At 44.0% G+C, this 22,545-nt stretch carries 17 protein-coding genes and 1 other RNA gene; 5 read left to right on the top strand and 13 right to left on the bottom strand.

The window, feature by feature from the left end:
* Positions 1-148: 148 nt before the first annotated feature.
* The 3 genes from BT_RS22210 to ssrA form a co-directional block, all read right to left on the bottom strand.
* Positions 149-1,135 (bottom strand): FecR family protein, encoded by a 987-nt coding sequence (locus tag BT_RS22210; RefSeq protein ID WP_070750168.1) that lies wholly within the window; start codon positions 1,133-1,135, stop codon positions 149-151.
* Between the two features lie 46 nt (positions 1,136-1,181).
* Positions 1,182-1,733: an RNA polymerase sigma-70 factor gene (locus tag BT_RS22205; protein WP_008760068.1), complete on the bottom strand. Its 552-nt coding sequence runs from the start codon at positions 1,731-1,733 to the stop codon at positions 1,182-1,184.
* A 314-nt stretch (positions 1,734-2,047) separates the two neighbouring features.
* Positions 2,048-2,444: a transfer-messenger RNA gene (gene ssrA / locus BT_RS22200) on the bottom strand.
* A 321-nt stretch (positions 2,445-2,765) separates the two neighbouring features.
* On the opposite strand from ssrA, the gene BT_RS22195 reads away from it, so the two are divergent.
* Positions 2,766-3,206 (top strand): DUF6078 family protein, encoded by a 441-nt coding sequence (locus BT_RS22195; RefSeq protein ID WP_008760067.1) that lies wholly within the window; start codon positions 2,766-2,768, stop codon positions 3,204-3,206.
* 197 nt (positions 3,207-3,403) lie between these two features.
* The gene (locus BT_RS22190; protein WP_011109241.1) at positions 3,404-4,555 is read left to right on the top strand and encodes a lactonase family protein; all 1,152 of its coding nucleotides are present in this window, start codon (positions 3,404-3,406) and stop codon (positions 4,553-4,555) included.
* 72 nt (positions 4,556-4,627) lie between these two features.
* Here BT_RS22190 and BT_RS22185 read toward each other — a convergent pair whose 3' ends face one another.
* Positions 4,628-7,909 (bottom strand): DUF5107 domain-containing protein, encoded by a 3,282-nt coding sequence (locus BT_RS22185; RefSeq protein WP_011109240.1) that lies wholly within the window; start codon positions 7,907-7,909, stop codon positions 4,628-4,630.
* A gap of 21 nt (positions 7,910-7,930) precedes the next feature.
* On the bottom strand, positions 7,931-9,313 hold the full coding sequence (locus BT_RS22180; RefSeq protein ID WP_011109239.1) for a sugar porter family MFS transporter: 1,383 nt from the start codon (positions 9,311-9,313) through the stop codon (positions 7,931-7,933).
* A 162-nt stretch (positions 9,314-9,475) separates the two neighbouring features.
* Between BT_RS22180 and BT_RS22175 the strand changes: the two genes are divergently transcribed.
* Entirely contained in the window at positions 9,476-10,363 is an 888-nt protein-coding gene (locus tag BT_RS22175) for an AraC family transcriptional regulator (protein ID WP_011109238.1), read from the top strand.
* A 94-nt stretch (positions 10,364-10,457) separates the two neighbouring features.
* On the opposite strand, the gene BT_RS22170 is transcribed toward BT_RS22175, so the two are convergent.
* Positions 10,458-12,671 (bottom strand): beta-N-acetylglucosaminidase, encoded by a 2,214-nt coding sequence (locus tag BT_RS22170; protein WP_011109237.1) that lies wholly within the window; start codon positions 12,669-12,671, stop codon positions 10,458-10,460.
* A gap of 205 nt (positions 12,672-12,876) precedes the next feature.
* Between BT_RS22170 and BT_RS22165 the strand changes: the two genes are divergently transcribed.
* The gene (locus BT_RS22165; protein WP_011109236.1) at positions 12,877-14,517 is read left to right on the top strand and encodes a beta-N-acetylhexosaminidase; all 1,641 of its coding nucleotides are present in this window, start codon (positions 12,877-12,879) and stop codon (positions 14,515-14,517) included.
* A gap of 195 nt (positions 14,518-14,712) precedes the next feature.
* Complete coding sequence (locus BT_RS22160) at positions 14,713-16,035, top strand: IS4-like element ISBthe3 family transposase (RefSeq protein ID WP_008766443.1); 1,323 nt, start codon at positions 14,713-14,715, stop codon at positions 16,033-16,035.
* Between the two features lie 215 nt (positions 16,036-16,250).
* Here the strand turns inward: BT_RS22160 and BT_RS22155 are convergent, their stop codons facing one another.
* The 7 genes from BT_RS22155 to BT_RS22125 all read right to left on the bottom strand — a co-directional run bounded on the left by BT_RS22155 (position 16,251) and on the right by BT_RS22125 (position 22,367).
* Positions 16,251-16,889 (bottom strand): M23 family metallopeptidase, encoded by a 639-nt coding sequence (locus BT_RS22155; protein ID WP_008760060.1) that lies wholly within the window; start codon positions 16,887-16,889, stop codon positions 16,251-16,253.
* 15 nt (positions 16,890-16,904) lie between these two features.
* Positions 16,905-17,570, bottom strand: coding sequence for a B3/B4 domain-containing protein (locus BT_RS22150; protein ID WP_011109233.1), 666 nt, complete (start codon positions 17,568-17,570; stop codon positions 16,905-16,907).
* An 83-nt stretch (positions 17,571-17,653) separates the two neighbouring features.
* Positions 17,654-18,466: a peptidoglycan editing factor PgeF gene (gene pgeF / locus BT_RS22145; RefSeq protein WP_011109232.1), complete on the bottom strand. Its 813-nt coding sequence runs from the start codon at positions 18,464-18,466 to the stop codon at positions 17,654-17,656.
* On the bottom strand, positions 18,463-19,629 hold the full coding sequence (obgE, locus tag BT_RS22140; protein ID WP_011109231.1) for a GTPase ObgE: 1,167 nt from the start codon (positions 19,627-19,629) through the stop codon (positions 18,463-18,465). Before obgE ends, pgeF begins: the two co-directional genes overlap by 4 nt.
* Before the next feature lie 12 nt (positions 19,630-19,641).
* Positions 19,642-20,211, bottom strand: coding sequence for an adenylate kinase (locus BT_RS22135; protein WP_008760056.1), 570 nt, complete (start codon positions 20,209-20,211; stop codon positions 19,642-19,644).
* Between the two features lie 33 nt (positions 20,212-20,244).
* Complete coding sequence (hpt, locus tag BT_RS22130; protein ID WP_008760055.1) at positions 20,245-20,781, bottom strand: hypoxanthine phosphoribosyltransferase; 537 nt, start codon at positions 20,779-20,781, stop codon at positions 20,245-20,247.
* 41 nt (positions 20,782-20,822) lie between these two features.
* Positions 20,823-22,367 carry a peptide MFS transporter gene (locus BT_RS22125; protein WP_008764544.1) on the bottom strand — a complete coding sequence of 515 codons (1,545 nt, stop codon included), beginning with the start codon at positions 22,365-22,367 and terminating at the stop codon, positions 20,823-20,825.
* Between the last annotated feature and the right edge of the window lie 178 nt (positions 22,368-22,545).

The raw sequence follows: 22,545 nt of genomic DNA, 5'->3' as shown, positions 1-22,545 counted from the left end.
TGGTTATTATTCTATGATCAATTGAAATAGCGTCGAGATACGCTAATATTAGAAGGACAATGATTTCACATCCGGGAGAAACGGCCATTTCTTCCGGATACTTTTTTGCATAGTACATTAAGTTAAAAAAGGTTCAACAATCGTTTTTCTATATTTTATCAGTTATATAGCATTTATTCCCCTTAATTATATATTTCACATCCCCTGCCACCTGCGTTATTATCTTCATCACCTCTTCCAAAGTGGCTTGCTGTTGGAAACGGAAACTATACGATTTATTGTTCAGGCTGTGAAGGCTATAAACAAAGGTATAGGGAAATTTGCGTTCGAGACTCGTAAAAATCTCATCGAGATGCATATCACTGAAAACCAGTTCTCCACGCTGCCAGGCAGTCACATCCTCTATCCGAGGCGATTGGAGGCTACGTTTCCGGGTCTGTTTATTATACGTTATCTGCTCATTGGGTTTAAGTATTACATTAGATATCAGATTATTAAATTCTACCTTCACACTACCTTCCAGCAGAGTTGCAATCAGTTCATTGTTCTCCGGATAGGCATTCACGTTAAACTCTGTACCTAAAGCTGTTATTTGAAAATCATTGGCTTTCACTATAAAAGGATGTTTTTCATCCGGCTTTACCTGGAAATTTGCTTCGCCAATCAAATATACACTTCTGGTCTTACCGGCAAACTGCTCCGGGTACAGTAAGGTGCTTCTCGAATTTAGCATCACCCGGGTACCATCGGGCAATGTAAGTTCACGTATTTCCGCCGTTGGTATGAAACATTCTACCAAGTCTTTTTGCAGTTTGTCTTTCTCCAACATCAGATAGATAGAAACAGACGATACTGCCAACAGGAAAATAGCTGCTGCTCTCCATATAAGTAACTGATACTTTTTACCGGAACCGACAGACTGCATTCCCAGATTTTGTTGCATCCGTAATATGGACTGTTGCATTCCGCGAGGTACTTTCTGTTCTCCCGCTTGTTGCCACAACGTGTGAAGTGCTTCTTTTTTTTCTTCCGCATGATTGTCGTCAGCCAACCATCGCTGCACTTTTCTACGCGTAGCCAATGAATACTCATTATGCCCGAATAACTCTATGATCTGTTGAATATAGTTTTTCATCATTAATTTCTTCCTTTATACACTAAATACAACTAAAAGAAAAACACTACTTAAAGGAAAATAGAAAAAATAAAAATAGAAGCACTTTTTTTAGTTCTATCAGTGCTAAATACACCTGGTGCTCTACCGTACGGATGGAAACATTAAGCTTTTCTGCGATTTCTTTATAACTTAATCCCTTAAAACGACTCAGCTCGAATATTAACCTTCGCCGTTCAGGCATTTTTTCCAAAGTCAGGCGAACAACCAGCAACATTTCTTCATAATATATATTATTAAGGGCATCTTCCCCTTCTATCAATTCATGAAGTACTGTTTTCTCAAGGTATCCTTCCTGATATTCCCGTTCGATTTGCTGATGCTTGAAGATATTCAGAATAATGTTTCTGGTCATTATAAAGAGGTAGTTATCTAATTCATTTTCATTGTCAAGCCATATTTCCGGTTGTAACCAAAGCTTACAGAAAATATCTTGAGCAACATCTTCAGCATCAACTTCCGACTTAAGCAACAGCTGGGCATAATTCTTTACTTTCGGAAAATTAGAAATAAAAAAACGCTGAAACTTCAGCTCAATTTGGTTAACATTATTTTCCATATCCGCTAAGATTATTATCGATTACAAGTATAAAAATAGACATTCTCAAAGATTAGAACATAATAAAGATATATTATTAATACTTGTTTGCATATATTTATAATTATTCCGTATATAAAACAAAAACACATAAATATTGACAATACCAAATAGCGATATCGTCATACCAAAAGAGAAGAGAATAAAAGTATGTATAAGAAATTGACTTTGTATCTAAAAAAAGGAAAAATAACAAATCAACAATAAAAAGGGGAATAAGGGAGAAAACCCATAAAAAGAAAAAGCTCTGATAATCAGAGCTTTCATTTGTTTTCAGGTGGAGCTGGAGGGAATCGAACCCTCGTCCAAACGAGGAAATCATAAGCTTTCTACATGCTTATCTTTGCCTAAATTTTCGTGCAGGAGCAGAACCAAAGCCATCAATTCCTGCCTTATCCTCTAAAGTTTCATCAAAAACGCGAGGCCGCTTCTGACTATCCCCGATGTTACTGCACCACTGAACCGGAATGCTTCGGAGCAACAGCTTCCGAGTGATGTCTCGTCCTGGCACCTAGTGCCTGGATTAAGCTAATCTACTGTGATTCGATTAAGCAGCAAGAGCGTAATTAGTTTCGCCAGATAAAGTTTTGATAACTGAGATTTAAGTGGAAATTACCGACCCACTGCATGCTTACCTACCATTTCTGCCCGCTGTCAAATCCAGTCAACCCCATGACTTTATAACGGTCTGAAAATCAAAAGAGAACAATCGTTATTTTATATTTGAGAAACAAATAAGGGATAAATAATACATCATATCCTTTCAATAATCCTGTTTTCTTTGGCACAAAGATACATATTCTTTTGTTACTAACCATCATATATTTGCAAATATTAGCCGATGATATGCTATCCGGTATACAGAGATATATCATGAGCGGAGGCAGACTTGGTTCCCAGACATACAACATTTGTAGGTCCGGTTATTTCCAACTTACCAACATTATCCGTACATTTGTGGAATATAATAAATACTATCAACCCCAAAAAGCAATGGAAGAACCATTTGATTATTCTCAAGTACCTTTCACATTCGGAATGTGCGCTGCCGAAAATTGCCCGCAAGCCTCGACTTGCCTGCGACAGATAGCTTTAAAACACGCCCCTGCAAACAAAGTTTTTCTGCCAATTATGAATCCAAACCATATAAAGGGCATAAAAGAAAAATGTGACTATTTCTGTTCGAACGAAAAGGTGCGCTACGCCAAAGGATTCATGTGCACAATAAATGCACTCACAGTGCGCGTGGCAAACACGTTCCGCTACCGGATGATCGGATATCTGGGACGTAAAAACTACTACTTGAAACGCAGTGGCAAACTGGCGCTCACTCCCGCCGAGCAGCAATGGATTATAAATACCGCCAAAGAACTGGGAGTCATTCAAAGTGAGTATTTCGACAGTTATATAGTAGAGTATAACTGGGACAGGTAAGGGAGATTTCCGTTTCAAGTAAAGAAACGACAGTTTCCTCGTAGAGAAACGCAAGTATCCCCGTAGAGAAACGACCGTTTCCTCGTCGGGAAACCATCGTGTCCTCGTAAGGGAACGACAAGGAAACTGCAATCATCTATTATACAAGACATTAGTATAGACTAAGGAAGTTGCTATCTAATAAAAAGAACCTATATATGCTAAAAACTTTTGCAACCATCTGTATTATCGGTATGTTCACATCTAGTTGTACATCAAAAAAGGCTTCCCGGACCGAAGGCTCCCATGAAGCAGAACAGGACCTGACAATGATTGTCGGTACTTACACTTCGGGAGACAGTAAAGGTCTCTATAGTTTCCGATTCAATGAAGAAAACGGAACCGCAACCGCACTCAGTGAAGCGGAAGTGGAAAACCCATCTTATCTCGTACCTTCTGCCGACGGCAAATTCATCTATGCAGTCAGCGAATTCAGCAACGAACAAGCTGCTGCCAACGCATTTGCTTTCAATAAGGAGGAAGGAACTTTCCGACTGCTGAATACGCAGAAAACCGGAGGCGAAGATCCTTGCTACATCATTACCAACGGAAGTAATGTGGTTACTGCCAATTACAGTGGAGGAAGCATTTCTGTCTTCCCGATCGATAAGGACGGTTCACTTCTCCCCGCTTCTGAGGTGGTGAAGTTCAAAGGTTCGGGAGCCGACAAGGAACGTCAGGAGAAACCGCATCTGCATTGTGTCCGCATCACGCCGGATGGCAAATACTTATTTGCAGACGATCTGGGCACGGACCAGATACACAAATTTATTGTTAATCCGAATGCAAAGGCAGACAATGAAGATGTTTTTCTGAAAGAAGGAAGTCCCGCCTCTTATAAAGTAGAAGCCGGTTCGGGTCCCCGCCATCTGACATTTGCACCGAATGGAAGCTATGCGTATCTCATCAATGAACTATCGGGAACAGTCATTGCGTTTGAATATAACGACGGAGAGTTAAAAGAAATTCAGACTATTGCTGCCGACACTGTGGGAGCCAAAGGAAGTGGTGATATTCATATCAGCCCGGACGGCAAATTCCTGTATGCAAGTAACCGGCTAAAGGCTGACGGGCTGGCGATCTTCAGTATCCATCCGGAAAACGGTATGCTGACGAAAGTCGGTTATCAACTGACAGGCATTCACCCGCGCAATTTCATTATCACGCCTAACGGCAAGTATTTGCTGGTGGCTTGTCGGGATAGTAATGTGATACAGGTTTATGAAAGGGATACGGATACAGGATTACTGACGGATATACGTAAAGATATAAAGGTGGACAAGCCTGTCTGCATTAAGTTTGTACCATAAACAGGAAGAAGTACTTGGTTAGCACCGGACTGAAACAAGAGTACGCCGGTCCTAACCAAGAACCAATACTTCCTACCCAATCAGACTACGAAAAGCCTGAATACCCTGATGATTGATATCCAATCTTTCTACCTCACTCAGCAACCGAACGGATTTCTCTTTTTCGTTCAATCCCCAATAACCCAATGCCATCATATATTTGCAGTGAATGACGTTTCGTATGGTCAGGTCATCTTCCCATATTAACAAATCGGGTAGTGACACTGCAAAATAATCCATTTTAACCTTGTCAAAAAGATATTTCTCTCCGTAAGTTGTCAGTTTATGGAAGCGTCCGTTAGCCTCATCCATGCGGTTCAGTTTCAACAAAGCCAGTCCCTGATAGAAAATTTTATCCGGTTTTGCATCATTGTAGTACATGGCAGCAGCCGGTTCGGTAGGACCGACAATCGCTTGTTCCCAGCATTCCACCGCTTTGTCATTCTGCCCCAGACCTTCATAAGCGCAACCCATGAAATAATAGAAATCATTTTCCTGTGCACCGTGCAACTTACCTTCACCCAAGTGATGCGGATATTCAAGACACTCTGCCAGCAACGAGACAGCTTCACTGTAATTCCCGGCTTCAAGTGCTTTCTTCGCCAGTTCCACACGGGCAAACTGATATTGTCCCGGTACTTTTCCTTCGCCGCCTTCCCACGGATGGAAGATATGCGCATCAAGTAACGTTTTAGCCTTTTCATACTCGCCTGTCTGATTCAGCAAAGTGATCTCTTCCAGTACGAGGTCGTCACGTTGCGCTATCAATTCGGGGTATTGCTGCAAGAACGCCAGACGTTCGGAATGCGGACGACGGACACGTTTATAGAGCTGATCCAATTCCATCAACACACGTGCATCGGTCGTATCGAGTTGGAAAGCACGTTCCATATATTCGATGGCCGTTGCTTCTTCATCCTTTTTGTTAAAGTTAGCCAAAGCCAGATTACGCCATATCGTAGCGAACTTGTCATCCAGTCCGGCGGAAGTTTCCCATGCTTCGAGTGCTAAATCGTACTGACGTTTATCGTAGTACAAATTACCCAGATAATAAGGTGCTTTCGCATCATTCGGGTTTTGTTCCATAGCACATTGCAAAGCAAGGATGGCTTCCAGGCGGTTAGGGAAACAATAGTCCGGACAAGCGTTGGCAGCATCGGCAAATGCCTGTTCCGCCCCGGATAACTTACCCTGAACAAGACACCAACCCAAGTAATAATAAGTCATTGGCGTTACACTGCCCTCAGCGATAGCTACATTCCACAAAGAAGCGGCTTCTGTCCAGCAACCGGCAGCACAATAATCAAGTGCGATTTCATCATAGTTGTGAGCTTCGCCACGCATCATCGCCCTTAAAGTAAGCAGGTCTTCGGCAGCATTGGTTATCAGGTACTTCTCATAACGGCAACCGAAGTTGAACTTATCAATAGCCAATGAATCTTCAATCACTTGCAAGGCTTCTTCCGCTTTCCCCATCTGACGGAGAATGGTCGTTTTCAGAGCACGTGCCTTATGATTATGCCAGTTGCGGATAAGCGAACGGTCCACTTCGTCCAAAGCGTCTTCCAGACGTCCTTGCATCGTAGCAATCTGAGCACAGGCAAAATAACCGGCATCCTGCCAGGCTGCATTCCAGCATGATTTATAGAAACGGTCGTAAGCCTCATTATAGCGTCCCTGATATTTCAAGGCAAGTCCGAGATTATAGATAGGCTCTCCATCACACGGGTTCGGGTTGCGCTTCTGCAAGGTCTTCACTGCCGTAAGCAAGTATTGTTCAGCTTTACGGAAACGGCCTTTACGGATATACCATAATCCGAGTGCATTATTGCTACGTACATCGATCGGGTCACGGCGCAAGGCTTCTTCGTAATAGTCTACCGGATTATAGGTGGCGTGTCTGTATTGTTCCAGGTGTAAACCTGTCAGATAGAGTTGCTCGGTTGTTTTTATTTCTTCCGGTAACAAAGCAGCTTCGGCAGCATCCGGAATCGGTTTTACTTCGTCCGGTTCGGCATGCCAGTAAAGCAGTTCCTTGCCGTTTGCGGTGATTTCAAGATTCAGTTTGTTCAACTTCTCCCCTGCTACGTCTACCGTTTCATTCAATAGTTCTTCCGGAGTAATGGTCACTTGCCTGCTATAATACACTTTTCCATCGTCACCTTTCAGCACTACATTAACCACCTGCTTAGATGTTGCGAATATCTTGAAACGTACCTCCTTTTCACCTTCCGGTTCTATGTTCATCAACAAATCTTTGCTTGCATTCTTCACCACTCCCAGTTCACGGTAAGGCAGGAAGTACTGTACGAAGCTCTTTTCTTCGTAAGGTTGCAGCCATGTAAAGTCCGGTTGGTTCTCGGTATAGACACCAGCCATCAGTTCGATGTAAGGTCCGTCCTCGTCAGTCAGATTACGGTCCCATGCACGGCCGAAATCACCGTTTCCCCATGTCCATTGCTTTTTGCCCGGAGAAATATGATGATTTGCCACATGAAGCATACCTGCACAAGTGTCGTTTTCGTAGCCACCCTCAAAGTTGTAACGGGAGTTGACAGCCATATACGAAGTAGGAACTTTGATATTCTTATAGTTCGAAATGTCTACTCCGGCAGAATAGTCCATCCTATAATAAGTACCCGTTGCTATAGGGAAGCTGGATACGGCACGCTTTCCATGATCGAACACCGCATTGATGTCGGGCGGAAATACACTCTGATAGTAGTCGTTCACCGCTACGGCAGGATTCGCCCACCACAGGAAGGTTTGCGGCACTTCGGTACGGTTGTAGAGCACCCCTTTTATTTCGAGAAAAGCATGTCCCGGACGAAGCGTGAAGCCCGCCATCCCTTTCTGATGAAACATCCGTTCCATTTCGTTCACCCATACAGTGACGCTGCCGTCAGCATTTTCTTCAATCGTCGTATCTACAGGCATATAAGTACTGGGACGATGATGCTGAGGCCAATTAAACTCAATACCTCCCGAAATCCACGGACCTGCCAGCCCCACCAATGCAGGTTTAATCACGTGATTGTAATAAATAAAATGACGTTCCCTGATCTTATCATAAGCCATTTGTACACGACCGCCTAACTCGGGCAGAATCATCACCTTGATGTATTCGTTTTCAATAAAGATAGCTTCGTATTCCTTATCTACTTTTTCATCGGACATCGATTCGATGACAGGATAAGGATAAACTACCCCACTACTGCCCTGGTAGACACGTTTCTCCAGGAAAATAGGATTCTTTTCCGGTTTACCTACTTCATAAGTAGGAATTACAACCTTTTCTCTCCATGCTTTTACCATGATATTATTAATTATATCTTTTTATTTTATCAGATCTTTCTCCAATGTCTCCAGCGATTTCCCTTTTGTCTCAGGCAATGCACGCAGGAAGAAAAGGAAGCCGAAGACGCAGATAGCCGAATAAATCCAGAATGTGCCGTAACTGCCCAATGCAGTATTCAGCAACGGAAATGTGTAGGTAAGCGTGAAACTACCGACCCACAAAGCGAAAGTACAGGTTGCCATAGCCACACCACGCACGCGGTTGGGGAATATCTCAGCAAGCAGTACCCACGTGATAGGCCCCAGAGACATGGCATAACAAGCTATCGCCAACACTACCAGCACTACCATAAAGAAACCGCTGACCTGAAAAAAGTAACACGTGCCGAGAACCAGATAAATACCTGCCAGTCCTCCAGCCCCCAAAAGCATCAAAGCACGGCGCCCCAAACGTTCGACCGTATAGATAGCCACAAACGTAAAGATCACATTCGCTACACCGGTCACCACAATATTAAAGAGTACATCACCCAGCGAATAACCCGCCGACTGGAATATTTCCTGTGCATAATTGAAAATCACATTCGTACCGCACCATTGCTGGAACACAGCCACGATAACACCCAGTACGAGTACCTTACGGAACGGGCGACTGAACAATAATTTCAATCCTCCTTCCGACTTGGAAGCAGAAGTTTGTTCCACCATCTGAAGTTCCTGCTCCGCATAGCGGTTTCCTCCTATCCGGCTAAGTACACTCCATGCTTTCTCTCTCTTGCCTTTCATTGCCAGCCAACGGGGACTTTCGGGAATAAAACAGGCTAGCAGCAAGAATACCGCTGCCGGAAATGCTGCTCCCCAAAACATCCAGCGCCATCCCATCTGCCCGTTCCATGAAGCACAGATATCGGCAGGCGTAAAGTCGGCAGGTATAGGCTCGGCTATCAGCCAGTTGGCTATTTGTGCGCCAAGGATTCCTAATACAATAGTCAGTTGATTGAGGGATACCAGTTTCCCCCGGATGGAAGTAGGAGCTACTTCGGCAATGTACATCGGAGACAGCCCCGAAGCGATACCGATGCCGATACCTCCCAAAAAGCGTGCTGCCAAAAACCAGCTGAATACGGAAAATGCACCGGTAGCGTATGCGGAAGATAAAAAGATAAATGCGGAAATCAGCAAGAGAGGTTTCCTGCCATAGCGGTCAGCCATCATACCGGCTACCATAGCACCGATCAGACAGCCAAGCAAGGCTACACTCATAGCCAGTCCCTGCATCGTCGGCGAATCGGCAATACCGAAATAGAGTTCATAGAAAGGTTTCGCTCCTCCGATTACCACCCAGTCATACCCAAAGAGCAGACCGCCCATCGCAGAAACCAAACAAATGGAATAGACAAACTTTTTATTATAACTTTTCATACCACTAGAAGATTGATTAATTGATGTTGCAAAGATAGAGCGTATCCAAAGCACAAAAAATAGAATTTCATTTTATAAAGATGGACAATCTTATTTTTAATGTATTATTTGACAGATCGCATACATTATTATATATTTGCGCAGAATAACCAATTATGTACTATGGTAAAACTAAAAGATGGATTTACCGGGGAAAGAGCCTTAGTATTGCCCCGCATCATCGTTGATAAGATGGAAGAGGACCCGCTGACCTCCATGCTGCATATCACTGACATCGGATATTATCCCAAAGCCAAGCATCATTTTCGGGAACGGAAAGAGCCCATCAATCAATATGTCTTCATCTATTGTATTGATGGTGCCGGATCTTACCGGATCGGAGACCAGGAATATACCGTCTCCGCCAATCAGTATTTTATTCTTCCGGCAGGAGTCCCGCATTCTTATGCTTCCAACAAATCGACGCCATGGACTATTTACTGGATTCACTTCAAAGGTATTCTTGCTCCGTTCTATGCCAAAGACGCCAACCGTCCGATGGATATTCAGTCCGAACAACACTCCCGCATCAGTACGCGGATCAACCTGTTTGAAGAGATATTCAATACACTCAAAAATGGTTATAGCAACGAGAACCTGCGTTATGCGTTTTCTATGTTTCACTTTTATTTGGGAACGTTACGCTATGTCCAGCAATATCGTAATGCAGGCACCAATGAGGCAGAAGACGAGGGAATAGTGAACGTTGCCATCCACTACATGAAAGAGAATATGGAGAAACATCTGAGTCTGGAAGAGATATCAACACAAATCGGATATTCTCCGTCGCACTTCTCCATGTTGTTCAAAAAGCAAACGGGACACAGTCCGCTTACTTACTTTAATCTGCTAAAGATGCAGCAGGCCTGCCTGTTGCTGGATACCACCGATATGAAGATAAATCAGATATGCTATAAAATAGGTATTGAAGATACTTATTATTTTTCCCGCCTATTCAGTAAGATCATGGGAATGTCACCGCGGGAATATCGTAAATCAAAAAAAGGCTGACTAAAAAGTCGGTGGTAACTTCCAACTCTCCTCCTTCGGGAAGGAGGGGAATTGTGGGTAGTTCAGACTTTTTAGTCAGCCTATATAATCATTCTTATTTCTTCTCTATAGTCAGAACAAACTGGCGCAAATAGACCTGCTGTTCTTCATCACTCACATTCGTGAAGCGGACAAACTTCACAGGAGCTTTCTGCAAACCGGCCGACAATCTGCTTTCTTTCTGCTTCAGATCCACCGTTTTCCATTCCTTGCCGTCCGTAGAGATTTCAAGGCGTCCCCATGTACAAGGAGCATCCTTACCAAAGTTTATCTGAATATTCTCTCCCGGATAGATAGCATCCAGTTCTATTTCAACACTGTTTCCAGCCGCCCATTTCACAACTTCATTGGCAGGAGAAATGAGTACACGGTTCGCTTTCACCTGCAACGGCAGGTTCTTGATCTGCTCCACATTACTGATCATCTTATGCGGCATATAATCGGTAGTGGCATCCAGATGAGCATTAAACTTTTGATTGAAGAATTTCACAACTGTGGCAAAAGTCCGGTCAATTAATGGTTTTATCACTCGCGTAGCTGTCTTTACTCCCGGTTGATAAGGATTCTGATTACTCGTCTGATCGATATAGAACATCTGTTGCTGCAAAGCCTTCACATGATTGTATTTCCGCAGAAAATAAGATTCATTCCGGCCTTCTACCATCTTCAGCACTTCTTCTCCCATTTCAGCCGTCAGTTTAAACTGATGCACCCAAGGAGTGATTTCCACAATCAACGGTTTGTTCTCCGTATTCATCAACAGGATATCGGCGGATTCTTTCATACGTTCGAACGTATATTGAAGAGTCTCGAAATCTGCCTTATCGTAATTTTTGCCTTCTTTGAACGCTTTCAGGAAACGTTCGGCAGCCGGTTGGATATCCATAGATTCTTCGCGGCGGTATCCATGTCCGTTAGGTCCCAAGTCGGAATTGTGCATTGCAAAGCATTCAAGTTCTTCCGCTGCACTTGGCAGAATGGTACGGATCGCATCCTTCCACGTCTGCCATGTATCATACTTGGCAGGATTCCAGGCATAACTTGCCACACTATAAATCGCTATCTTTGACGATTCGGCATGTTCCATCGGATTGGTTACAAAGCCCGACATCTCTTTGGCAATCGTAGTATCGTTGCCATACACAGGACCGAGAAGCAGATGATCGCGCACATAATCGGACACCGGGAAGTTCCACCAGATATAAGCCGGACGCTTGATTCGTTCGTTAATCCATGAAATGCCGTCACGGGTAATATCGGAAATGACACGGTCTCCCGTCCACATGATCTGAATGGAAGGATTGAGTTTATCGCCCAGCGTAGTCAGATAATTGCCATTAGGGTTCGACCAGCTTTTATTATATTCCGTAGGGCACATCACCAGTTGGTTTATATCCGGTTTTACCTGTGCGAATTTCTCATCAATGTAGTTCAGTAGTTCCGCTTGTTTCTGCGGATTAGTACCTTCACCGGAGATATCATCAAAGAATACGGCGAACGAACGGACACCGAGCTGATACATCTTCTCAAATTTAGCGAGCAGAAGATCACGATCTTCCTTATTCCATTTGATATCCTGTCCCGGATGGATCGCCCATACAAAGTCAACTTCATTTTCGTTGGCTACCGCCACCAATTCCTGCAACTGGGCAGCTTCTTTGTCGGGATAAGGCAAACGCCAGTTGGGAGCACTATGATACGGATCATCTTTCGGACCGTATATATAAGTGTTCATCTTGTTTTTACCGTAAAACTTCAGTTGGCTGAGGCGTGCCTGATGGCTCCAGGGAGTTCCGTAAAACCCTTCTACCACTCCCCGATACCGTACAGAAGGGTAATCTTTGATTTCTACTTCGGGCAGCTTTCCGTCTTTCAGCAATTGCGCAAAAGTTTGCAGAGCGTAATAAGTACCTCGTTCGTCGTTTCCGGCCAGTACGATTTCCTTCTCATTCACAGACAGGTAATAGCCTTCTTTGTGGTCAGGAATCTGGCGGCTATATTTACGCACACTCTTGTCACCTTTCTCACCAATAGAAATAAGCATCCCTTTCTTGCTGCTTTGCTTACCGGAAAGCAGTTCTTTCAGTACCTTTACAGCATGCGGATTGGCTTCTTCCCCGCCATTCAGCTGATAGACAGCAGGCAGATCGATGGTCTTGTTTTGAACAATGAGTTGTTGAGGAGGAGGTTGCAGACTAACATTCTGCGCAAAGGTAGTAACAGCACACAGGAGGCAGGCTCCCAACAGATAAATCTTGTTGTTTTTCATAAGTTGTAATAATGGGGGTTAGTTATCATGACTTATATCATGGTGCAAAGAAACACTAATTTATCAAATTAAGCAAATTTATGAGGAACCTAGATCAAACAAATCAAAAAGAGCAAACAAAATAATCATAAAGACATACTTTTCTGATTTATTATTTCTATCTTCGTCCGCTGTTATACTTTTTATTTAAATACCCCCAATTACCATGAAAATCAAACATTTTCTACCCCTGCTATTGCTACTCGGTAGCAATGAGATGCTTACAGCACAAGAAATCGCTCTCACCCCACAACCGGCTCACCTTACCGTAAAAGACGGCCGCTTTGAGTTTGGCAACCAACTTAAAGCCAAAGTCACTCCTTATCAGGGAGACAGCATCCGTATGGTCTTTGAATCATTCAAAAAGGAATTGCAAGAAGCAACCGGCATCAAGGTTTCATCTACTCAAAAAGAAGCTAAAGCAAGGATTATCTTAGATTTGAATCCACAACTTCCCGCTGAAGCTTATAAGCTGAACGTCTCGAAAAAACAAGTCCGGATCGAAGCCTCCCGTCCGGCAGGTTTCTATTATGCGCTACAAACGCTAAAGCAACTGATGCCCCGCAACGTAATGGCAGGCGTAGCAACGTCCGACCATTCACAATGGAGTCTCCCATCTGTCGAGATTGAAGATGCTCCCCGTTTCGAATGGAGAGGTTTTATGCTGGACGAAGGCAGACATTTCTTCGGTAAAGATGAGATAAAACGAGTGATCGACATGATGGCCATCTACAAAATGAATCGTTTCCACTGGCATCTGACAGAAGATCAAGGCTGGAGAATCGAAATAAAGAAATACCCCAAACTGACGGAGACAGGCGCATGGAGAAACAGCAAAGTACTTGCATACGGTGACGTGAAACCAGACGGTGAGCGTTATGGCGGCTTTTATACTCAGAAAGATATCAAAGAAATCGTAGCGTATGCAAAGAAGAAATTTATAGAAATCATTCCCGAAATAGACATTCCGGGACATTCACAGGCAGCCGTTGCAGCTTATCCGGAGTTCTTGGCGTGCGACCCAAGGGATAAACATGAAGTATGGCTACAACAAGGGATTTCTACTGATGTAATCAACGTAGCCAACCCGAAAGCGATGCAGTTTGCCAAAGAGGTAATTGATGAACTCACTGAATTGTTTCCATTCAATTATATTCATTTAGGCGGTGACGAATGCCCCACAAGGAAATGGCAAAAGAATGACGAATGCAAGAAGCTGCTGAGTGAAATAGGTTCTTCCAACTTCAGAGACTTGCAGATTTATTTCTACAAACAACTAAAAGATTACATTGCCACCAAACCTGCCGATCAACAACGCCAACTTATATTCTGGAACGAAGTGCTTCACGGAAATACCAGTATCCTTGGCAATGACATCACCATTATGGCATGGATCGGAGCTAATGCCGCCGCAAAACAGGCTGCCAAGCAAGGAATGAACACCATACTGAGCCCGCAAATACCTTATTATATCAACAGAAAACAGTCGAAACTTCCCACGGAACCGATGTCGCAGGGACATGGAACGGAAACTGTGGAGGCCGTTTATAACTATCAGCCGCTTAAAGACGTGGATGCTGCCTTGCAACCTTATTATAAAGGTGTACAAGCCAACTTTTGGACCGAATGGGTGACCGAACCTTCCGTTCTCGAATACCTGATGTTGCCACGTCTTGCCGCCGTTGCCGAAGCCGGATGGACACCACAAGAAAAAAGGAATTATGAAGACTTTAAAGAAAGGATTCGTAAGGATGCAGAGCTATACGACCTCAAAGGATGGAATTATGGCAAACATATCATGAAATAAGCAAACGCTTTCATTTGACTGCCGATAACTGGGGAGTGACTAAAAAGTCGGTAGTATCTCAATTCTCCTCCTTCGGGAAGCTACCCTTTATACACAAGTATATATTATTTTTTTTATCTTTGCTTGATGTTATTAGAGACAGATCAAATTCGTGATCCTCGGCTTTTGCGGCGTTTAAACTTAATTTGCTCTCAGATGGTTGTCCATCAAAGTGCTATAGTGAATCAATTTAGTAAGGAACATAAAGAAAAGATGGGTGCTTATAGATTTTTGAACAATTCCTCAGTCAGCTCTGATGCTATCTTATCAGGTCTGATACACACTTGCTGTAAGAATGCTTCCGGTCGTCAGCATTTACTGTGTATTCAAGATACCTCGGAGATAAACTATGAGGCTCATGTTGAGCGAATGAAGAAAAAAACAGCCAGTCCCGGCATTGTCGGTCAAAAGCAATGTGGTACTTTTTTGCATCCTGTCTTGGTAGTGGATGCCTCCAGTCATATTCCTATAGGCTTTTCTTCGGTTAAGCAGTGGAATCGCTCACCGGCTGCTTTAAGTCGTGAAGAACGTAATTACAGATATCAGCCTATAGAAGAAAAAGAGTCATATCGTTGGATAGAAAGTGGAATGGCTGCCAGTGAGCAAATGCCCCGGGATGCAGTTAAAACGATCATCGGTGACCGTGAAGCGGACATTTTCGAGCTTTTCAGCCGTATCCCTACTGATAATGTTCACTTGCTGATACGTTCTGTTCATGAAAGGAATTGCCGGTTGGATGATCCAGACTGTTCTGTCCATCTGAATACATTAATGGAGCAGGCTGTTCTACGGGCAGAGTATAGCTTTGAAGTGCTCCCGGGAAGCGGACGTAAGAAACGGGTAGCGTGCATGGAACTTCGCTTTGAAAGAGTCACCTTGTGCGCTCCTGTTAACGGTCCGGCAAAGGGCAGTCCCCCTGTTAGTCTTTATTGCATACATGTTAAAGAAAAATCTTCCAGTACACCGGTAAATGAGAGCCCTATTGAATGGAGACTGCTAACTACACATGTGGTGGAGACTGTAGAACAAGCAATTGAATGTATCGGTTGGTATCGTTGTAGATGGCTGATTGAAGAGTTGTTCAGAGTGCTCAAAAGAAAGGGATTCATGATTGAGGACGCACAGTTGGAAACAGTTTCGGCATTACAAAAACTAATCTTAATTTCCTTGCAGGCAGCCCTGCAGGTGATGGTACTCAAACTTTCTTTTGATAAAGAAGATGAAAAACTCTCTTCAGAAATCTACTTTACAAGCAAAGAAATAGCATTATTACATATAGTAGGAAAAAAGAGTGAGGGAAATACAAAAATACAGCAAAATCCATATAAAAAAGAATCAATGGCATGGGCAGCATGGATTATTGCAAGGTTAGGAGCATGGAGTGCATACAAGAGCCAGTCCATTCCAGGATATATTACCTTTAAGAATGGACTGGATAGATTTTATACACAGTTTGAACTGTATGAGTTAATCAGCTAAGACTTGTGTATAAAGGGTAGCTTCGGGAAGGAGGAGTACCCGCAGGGGGAGGTGGTAGGTGAATACGCAGTCCACTTATTCACTGCAAATTATAGACAACCCTATTTTACCTACCACCCCGGCTTTCAGCCACCCCTCCTTCCCGAAGGGAAGGGGAGATACTATTGTCTTTTTAGTCAATCCCCTTCCGTCTTTTTCAGACCATCTCAGTTCTTTCACTTTTTATTTTGTGCCACACGATTATTATTCGCCTGTGGCTTCACCACTACCCCATTTCCATTCTTCGTACATTTAATACATTCCTTTCGTAATGTGCCCTCCTTCAGATTGAAAATAAGATTCGGATTAAAATGCTGACCGTTAATGCGGGTTTCAAAATGCACATGCTCCGTAGTAGCACGGCCGGTACGTCCGGTCAGTCCGATAGGTTGTCCGGCTTTCACCGTATCTCCGCTCTGTACCAAATTCTTGAAGTTATGACTGTAAATCGTTTCCAGCCCGTTCGCATGACGGACTACAACCAAATTTCCGTAAGCATAATATGGCTTCGACATACGTACGACTCCATCAAAAGCAGCACGAATCGTATCTTTGGCACACGTCTTTATATCTGCTCCCGAATGTCCTCCGCGAGTTCCGTAAGCGGAAATAACTTTGGCTCCCGGTAAGGGAAAAGCATATTCATGCTCTTGCAAAGAATCCAAATGCAGATATATATGATTACTTTTCGCAAAAAGTCCGGGAGTAGCAACCCGTACGTGATTCACCTCCATAGAAGAAAAAGAGGATTTACTTTGCGCATAAGCAAGAGTTGGTAAAAGCAGGACTGTCAATAAAATAAGTATGTTCTTCATGTATTTCTTTCTTTGTTATTCAAAATAGATAAGTTCACCGCCATCCGATCCGGCATAATCCTTCAGTAAGGATTGAATCATTTCAGCAGCTTCCTTTAGTCCCTCTTTTCCGTTATACCCGTTGACTATCGCGAGAATATGAGTAGTCCCGATATCCATCTTCGTACGTTCGTGGTCACTGGTCGGTGTTCCGATTCCTCCAAAAGAATCTCTGTACACTGGCAATCCTTCAATGTTCAAAATGCCCCGGCCGATACCTTCGAAAGGTTCTTCCGCTTTGCCAATGCCAAGTTCAAGATGGTTACCCTGTATCTTATCCGCATCGAAGCCACCGATAGAATGTCCGGTACGGAGAGAAACCAGATTGATAAGGTCAACCAAAGTATCAATCTGATACAAAGGGATGCCACGCATCAGGCGACGGCGCAGCGCTTCTGCCGACGGACGATAACGTCCCGGGTCTTTGCCACAACGCTTATAAGCCTCACGGGTAGCAGCAATCACAGGTTGCAACTTAATGTCTGCCATTTGGGTGGTAGTAGTCAAGTCTTCTGTGAAAGTATTTATTTCTTTCCAAAGTCCATCGCAGTAAGCAGTATTCTTCACTGCTGCATATACGGCTGCTCCGGCAAAAACCGGACAGGCATTCTTTATTTCCTGAGATACTTTTATTTCAAACATACTTTTATTCAAGTTTATATCAACTTACGTTCAAGTCTATTCCAACCTATGCGCTTATTTATGTCAATCTATGTTCAAAGCTATTATTTATGAATCATGATCCCCGACAGAATCCGTCCGGACTTAATGCCCAAACGCCTTGCCGAGAAAAACTCGTCGTGATGAATATACGTACATATCCGGGCAAGCTCCACCTGTCCGGACGGCACACCGAAAGCAAGGATTTGCATTCGGTTCGCTTCCCACAAGTCGATATGATGTTTTCCGGTTTCCTCTTTCCTGATAGAAATACGGGGCATATCAAAACCATTCTTCTGAAATGCTTCGTACACTTCCTCACCCACTTCAAAAGAAGCCAATGAGATACTCGGACCGATACAGGCCACCACATCTTCTCCACTTGTGCCAAACTCTTTTTCCATCCGCAACAAAGTATCACGTACGATGTACGCTACCGTCCCTCTCCATCCGGCATGAATGGCGGCTATGGCACCATGTTTCTTATCATATACCAACACGGGCACACAATCCGCAGTAGAAATACAAAGACAATATCCCGGCTCGCGGGTAATCAAAGCGTCCACTCCGTGCAGCATCTCCTGTCGTTGTTGAGACGAAGCCGATAAATAAGCATCGCCGATCAGCAGGTAATTCGTCTCATGGGTCTGCACAGGAATCACCAGTTCTTCGGGTATCTGCGACATTCCTTCCATCAGAAGCGTCTGATTCCGCCGGACCTTTTCTGCCTCGTCGCCACTGTAAGGCGTACAGTTGAATGACGCATAATTTCCCTCGCTGCACCCTCCCTGCCGGGTAGTTACAAAATGAGAAATGTTGGAGTATGAGCTTAACGACTCATACCCCAACATTCTTTTATCTTTTGTGATTGAAATCATTTTTCCTCCCAATCCTCTTCTTCGTATTCATAGTCGAGATCATCGTCTTCGTCGTCAGCGTCTTCCTCATATTCATAGTCGAGTTCTTCATCCTCGCCCATATCTTTGAGTTCCTGCTGCAAACGGGTCACGTCTTTCGGACGGTGAACAATGTCTTCTATCTTATTACTTTCCTTGTTCAGTTCCTCCCACAGAATGTCTTTCAACACTGAGATTCCCAAACCGGAAACAGAAGAAATGAATATATGCGGAACACCCTCGGGCAATGTCGGTTCAATCTCGTCCATCAGCTCCTGATCGAGCATATCGCTCTTCGTGATAGCCAGCACACGTTGTTTGTCCAGCATTTCGGGATTGAACGTACGCAACTCATTCAGCAATACTTCATACTCCTTGCGGATATCATCGCTATCCGCCGGAACCATGAACAACAGCAACGAGTTACGCTCGATATGACGCAGAAACCGCAGTCCCAATCCTTTTCCCTGACTGGCTCCCTCGATGATACCCGGTATGTCCGCCATCACGAATGACTTTCCATCGCGATAGGAAACAATTCCCAGATTCGGTTCGAGTGTCGTAAACGGGTAATCGGCAATCTTCGGTTTCGCAGCCGAAATGGCAGAAAGCAACGTAGACTTTCCCGCATTCGGGAAACCTACCAGTCCTACATCTGCCAACAGCTTCAGCTCCATGATCACCGTCATTTCCTGCATCGGTTCGCCCGGCTGCGCAAAGCGCGGAGCCTGACGGGTAGCCGTCTTGAAATGACTGTTGCCCTGACCGCCACGACCGCCTTTCAACAAGATCACTTCCTGTCCGTCGTCCGTCACATCGCAAAGGTATTCTCCGGTTTCGGCGTTATACACTACCGTTCCGCAGGGTACTTCGATCACTTTATCCGCACCGTCTTTCCCGAAACTACGGTTCTTGCTGCCCGATTCGCCATGACCTGCCATCGCGTGACGGTCATACTTCAAGTGAAGCAATGTCCAGTAATTACGGTTACCGCGCAAGATAATATGGCCTCCTCTTCCACCATCGCCCCCATCGGGACCTCCGTTAGGACAATATTTCTCGCGCCTCATGTGCGTAGAGCCTCTTCCGCCCTTGCCTGAGCGACAGTATATCTTTACGTAATCAACAAAATTCGATTCAGCCATATTTTTTATTTATTATAATTTGTCTACCGCTTCGCAGATATCAGCGAAGATACCATCCATAGTACCCAGACCGTTGATGTGCTGGTATTTCTTTTCGTTCTTGTACCAGTCGATCAGCGGAGATGTCTGTGAATGATATACATGCAGACGTTTTTTGATTGTTTCTTCGTTGTCATCAGCACGACCGGAGTCTTTGCCACGTTTGATCAGACGCACCATCAGTTCATCTTCCGGAACTTCGAGATCCAACATTACAGAAACATCCTGTCCTCTTTCCGCCAACATTTTCTTTAATGCTTCCGCCTGTGCAATTGTTCTTGGGAAACCGTCGAAAATTACACCTTTGCTGTCTTTGAAGCTATCGAATACGCTTGCCAGAATATCAATCATTAATTCATCCGGAATCAACTGACCCTGGTCGATGTAACCTTTAGCAGTTTTGCCCAGCTCCGTGCCGTTCTTGATTTCTGCACGCAATACATCTCCTGTCGAGATGTGGTTGATTCCATACTTTTCTACAATACGTTCGCTCTGCGTTCCTTTTCCTGAACCCGGAGCACCGAAAATTACAATGTTCAACATCTTTTTAACCTATAAATTAATTTGTATTTGAATTTAATCTACTACAGTATAAATATCGGGATAATTGCGTCCGAAACCATCATAATCCAATCCGTAGCCAACGATAAAATCATTCGGGATTTCCATCGCTACGTATTCTATGTTCAGATTGACCTTCAGCTTTTCCGGTTTCACCAGCAAAGAGGCGATATGAATCGCTTCGGGATTGCGTGTGCCCAGTGTATCCAGCAGACGCTGCATCGTCAGTCCGGTATCTACAATATCTTCTACGATCACTACCGTACGTCCGGCAATGTCTTCATTCAGCCCGATCACTTCTTTAATTACTCCGGTGGAAGTCACCCCCTGATAAGATGCCAACTTCACAAATGAAATTTCGCACGGAATCGTGATATGCTTCAGCAAGTCGGCGGTAAACATGAACGAGCCGTTCAACACACTGAGGAAGAGCGGATTCTTACCTGCCAAATCACGATTGATTTCGTTCGCTACGCGAATCACTTCTTTTTGAATATCCTGTTCCTTAATGGAAACAGTAAATTGCTTGTCTTTTATCTGTATGGTATCCATAACCGGTCATTTTAAAAAAGTTGTCGCAAAAATACAATTTTTTATTCTACCCCGTGCATCATCTTCTGTAATTTCTTCGAGAGAAGGAACAGAATCAGTGAGGCAACACCGGACATAATGACGAACAGCATGAAGAAGTCATACATGGTAGCGATCTGATAACCAAGGATTGATTTCACTTTTCCGTCTTCGGGATAGAGGCCACTCAGCATACCTGCAAATTTATTTGCGGTGGCGGTAGAAAGATACCAGATCCCCATCATCAAGGAGGCGAAACGTAACGGACTCAACTTATTAACCATAGAAAGCCCGATAGGTGACAGAGCGATTTCTCCCATTGTATGAATAAAATAAAGTCCTGTCAGCCAGATCATGCTCACCTTTACTCCTGGAATAGCATCTTTCACTCCAAAACAGATGAAGAGATAACCAAGAGAAAGCAGCAACAGACCGATTGCCTGTTTGGTAGGGGAAGCCGGTTCCATGTTTCGCTTATTCAGAAAGCCCCATATACCGGGCATAATATAGGCAAGGATCACTACAAAAAGCGGATTGAATGACTGGAACCACGAAGCCGGCATCTCCCAGCCGAAAATGCTGCGGTCAGTCTGTTCGGAAGCGAATAATGTCAGAGAAGCTCCTGCCTGCTCGTAAGCTGCCCAGAAGAAAATGACGAAGAAAGCTACGATATAGATTACGAAAATACGGCTACGTTCTACTTTGGTCAATGAACCATCCAGCAGAATGAGTACTGGAAAGACAATACAAGCCGTAAAGATACCCACACTAATCCAGTCATCGCTAAAGGCATAGCTAAAAAAAGCTATTAAGGCAACTGTAAGGGCAGTAATGATGATGATATTACGTACTTTGGTACGTTTGTCCATCTTCGGATGTGAAATATGTTCGGCTTTATCCTCCTTTTTTTCACGTCTGGCGTCGGGGACGATACCAATTGGTTCACCGGAAGGAGAGAAAAGGTATTTATTCTTCTGAGTTTCAAAGAGGACAACAGTGAACAGCGTCATGATTCCGGATGCGAGGAATCCCCATTTAAAGTCCTGCGGATTCCCTGTGTCTCCCAAGAAACCGCAAATCAAAGGAGCAGCGAAAGAACCTACATTAACACCCATATAGAAAATGGTGTATGCAGCATCCAACCGTTTGTCCCCGGGTTCATATAATTGCCCGACGAGCGAAGAAACGGTAGGCTTAAAGCAACCGTTACCTAAAATCATGAATCCGAGTCCGCCATACATCAGCCAGTGGGCAAGGTCTGTATTGTTCAGTGAAGAGGCACTCATAAACATCAGGAACTGACCGACTGCCATCATCACCGCTCCCCAAAACACCGAACGACGGATGCCCCAATATTTATCGGCAATGTATCCGCCGATCAACGGAGTCAGATAGACCAGTCCGGTATAGCTACCGTAGATAGAGGCTGCCGCTTCTTTATCAAAAAGCAATGCCTGCGTCAGAAAGAGGATAAAGATGGCACGCATACCGTAGTAACTGAAACGTTCTGCCGTGCTCGTTGCGAAAATTAGGTAAAGGCCTTTCGGATGCCCTTTCAATGAACTCATGAAATTATGTGTTTAGTAGTTTATGGGGTGCAAAGGTACTAAAAAGTAGATTAAATGCCTCAAAAAAGAAGATTCTTATGGAATAGAAAAATACAGGATGGCATGCAAGAAGTCTCAGTTACCCACCTTATTAAGTTTTCAACAGTGTAAATAATCAAGTGGATATTCTCCTTAAATG

Source organism: Bacteroides thetaiotaomicron VPI-5482 (assembly GCF_000011065.1).
GTDB classification, from domain to species: domain Bacteria; phylum Bacteroidota; class Bacteroidia; order Bacteroidales; family Bacteroidaceae; genus Bacteroides; species Bacteroides thetaiotaomicron.
The sequence above is the reverse complement of the archived record's forward strand: the minus strand, read 5'-3'. Positions and strand labels throughout refer to the sequence as shown.

Bases quoted from the DNA above. Each gene is read 5' to 3' on its own strand.
- BT_RS22165 (WP_011109236.1), top strand. From the start codon at position 12,877: ATGAAAATCAAACATTTTCTACCCCTGCTATTGCTACTCGGTAGCAAT.
- BT_RS22205 (WP_008760068.1), bottom strand. From the start codon at position 1,733: ATGGAAAATAATGTTAACCAAATTGAGCTGAAGTTTCAGCGTTTTTTT.
- BT_RS22210 (WP_070750168.1), bottom strand. From the start codon at position 1,135: ATGAAAAACTATATTCAACAGATCATAGAGTTATTCGGGCATAATGAG.
- BT_RS22195 (WP_008760067.1), top strand. From the start codon at position 2,766: ATGGAAGAACCATTTGATTATTCTCAAGTACCTTTCACATTCGGAATG.
- obgE (WP_011109231.1), bottom strand. From the start codon at position 19,629: ATGGCTGAATCGAATTTTGTTGATTACGTAAAGATATACTGTCGCTCA.
- BT_RS22125 (WP_008764544.1), bottom strand. From the start codon at position 22,367: ATGAGTTCATTGAAAGGGCATCCGAAAGGCCTTTACCTAATTTTCGCA.
- BT_RS22175 (WP_011109238.1), top strand. From the start codon at position 9,476: ATGGTAAAACTAAAAGATGGATTTACCGGGGAAAGAGCCTTAGTATTG.
- BT_RS22160 (WP_008766443.1), top strand. From the start codon at position 14,713: ATGGTTGTCCATCAAAGTGCTATAGTGAATCAATTTAGTAAGGAACAT.
- BT_RS22150 (WP_011109233.1), bottom strand. From the start codon at position 17,570: ATGTTTGAAATAAAAGTATCTCAGGAAATAAAGAATGCCTGTCCGGTT.
- BT_RS22185 (WP_011109240.1), bottom strand. From the start codon at position 7,909: ATGGTAAAAGCATGGAGAGAAAAGGTTGTAATTCCTACTTATGAAGTA.
- BT_RS22155 (WP_008760060.1), bottom strand. From the start codon at position 16,889: ATGAAGAACATACTTATTTTATTGACAGTCCTGCTTTTACCAACTCTT.
- pgeF (WP_011109232.1), bottom strand. From the start codon at position 18,466: ATGATTTCAATCACAAAAGATAAAAGAATGTTGGGGTATGAGTCGTTA.
- BT_RS22135 (WP_008760056.1), bottom strand. From the start codon at position 20,211: ATGTTGAACATTGTAATTTTCGGTGCTCCGGGTTCAGGAAAAGGAACG.
- hpt (WP_008760055.1), bottom strand. From the start codon at position 20,781: ATGGATACCATACAGATAAAAGACAAGCAATTTACTGTTTCCATTAAG.
- BT_RS22190 (WP_011109241.1), top strand. From the start codon at position 3,404: ATGCTAAAAACTTTTGCAACCATCTGTATTATCGGTATGTTCACATCT.
- BT_RS22180 (WP_011109239.1), bottom strand. From the start codon at position 9,313: ATGAAAAGTTATAATAAAAAGTTTGTCTATTCCATTTGTTTGGTTTCT.
- BT_RS22170 (WP_011109237.1), bottom strand. From the start codon at position 12,671: ATGAAAAACAACAAGATTTATCTGTTGGGAGCCTGCCTCCTGTGTGCT.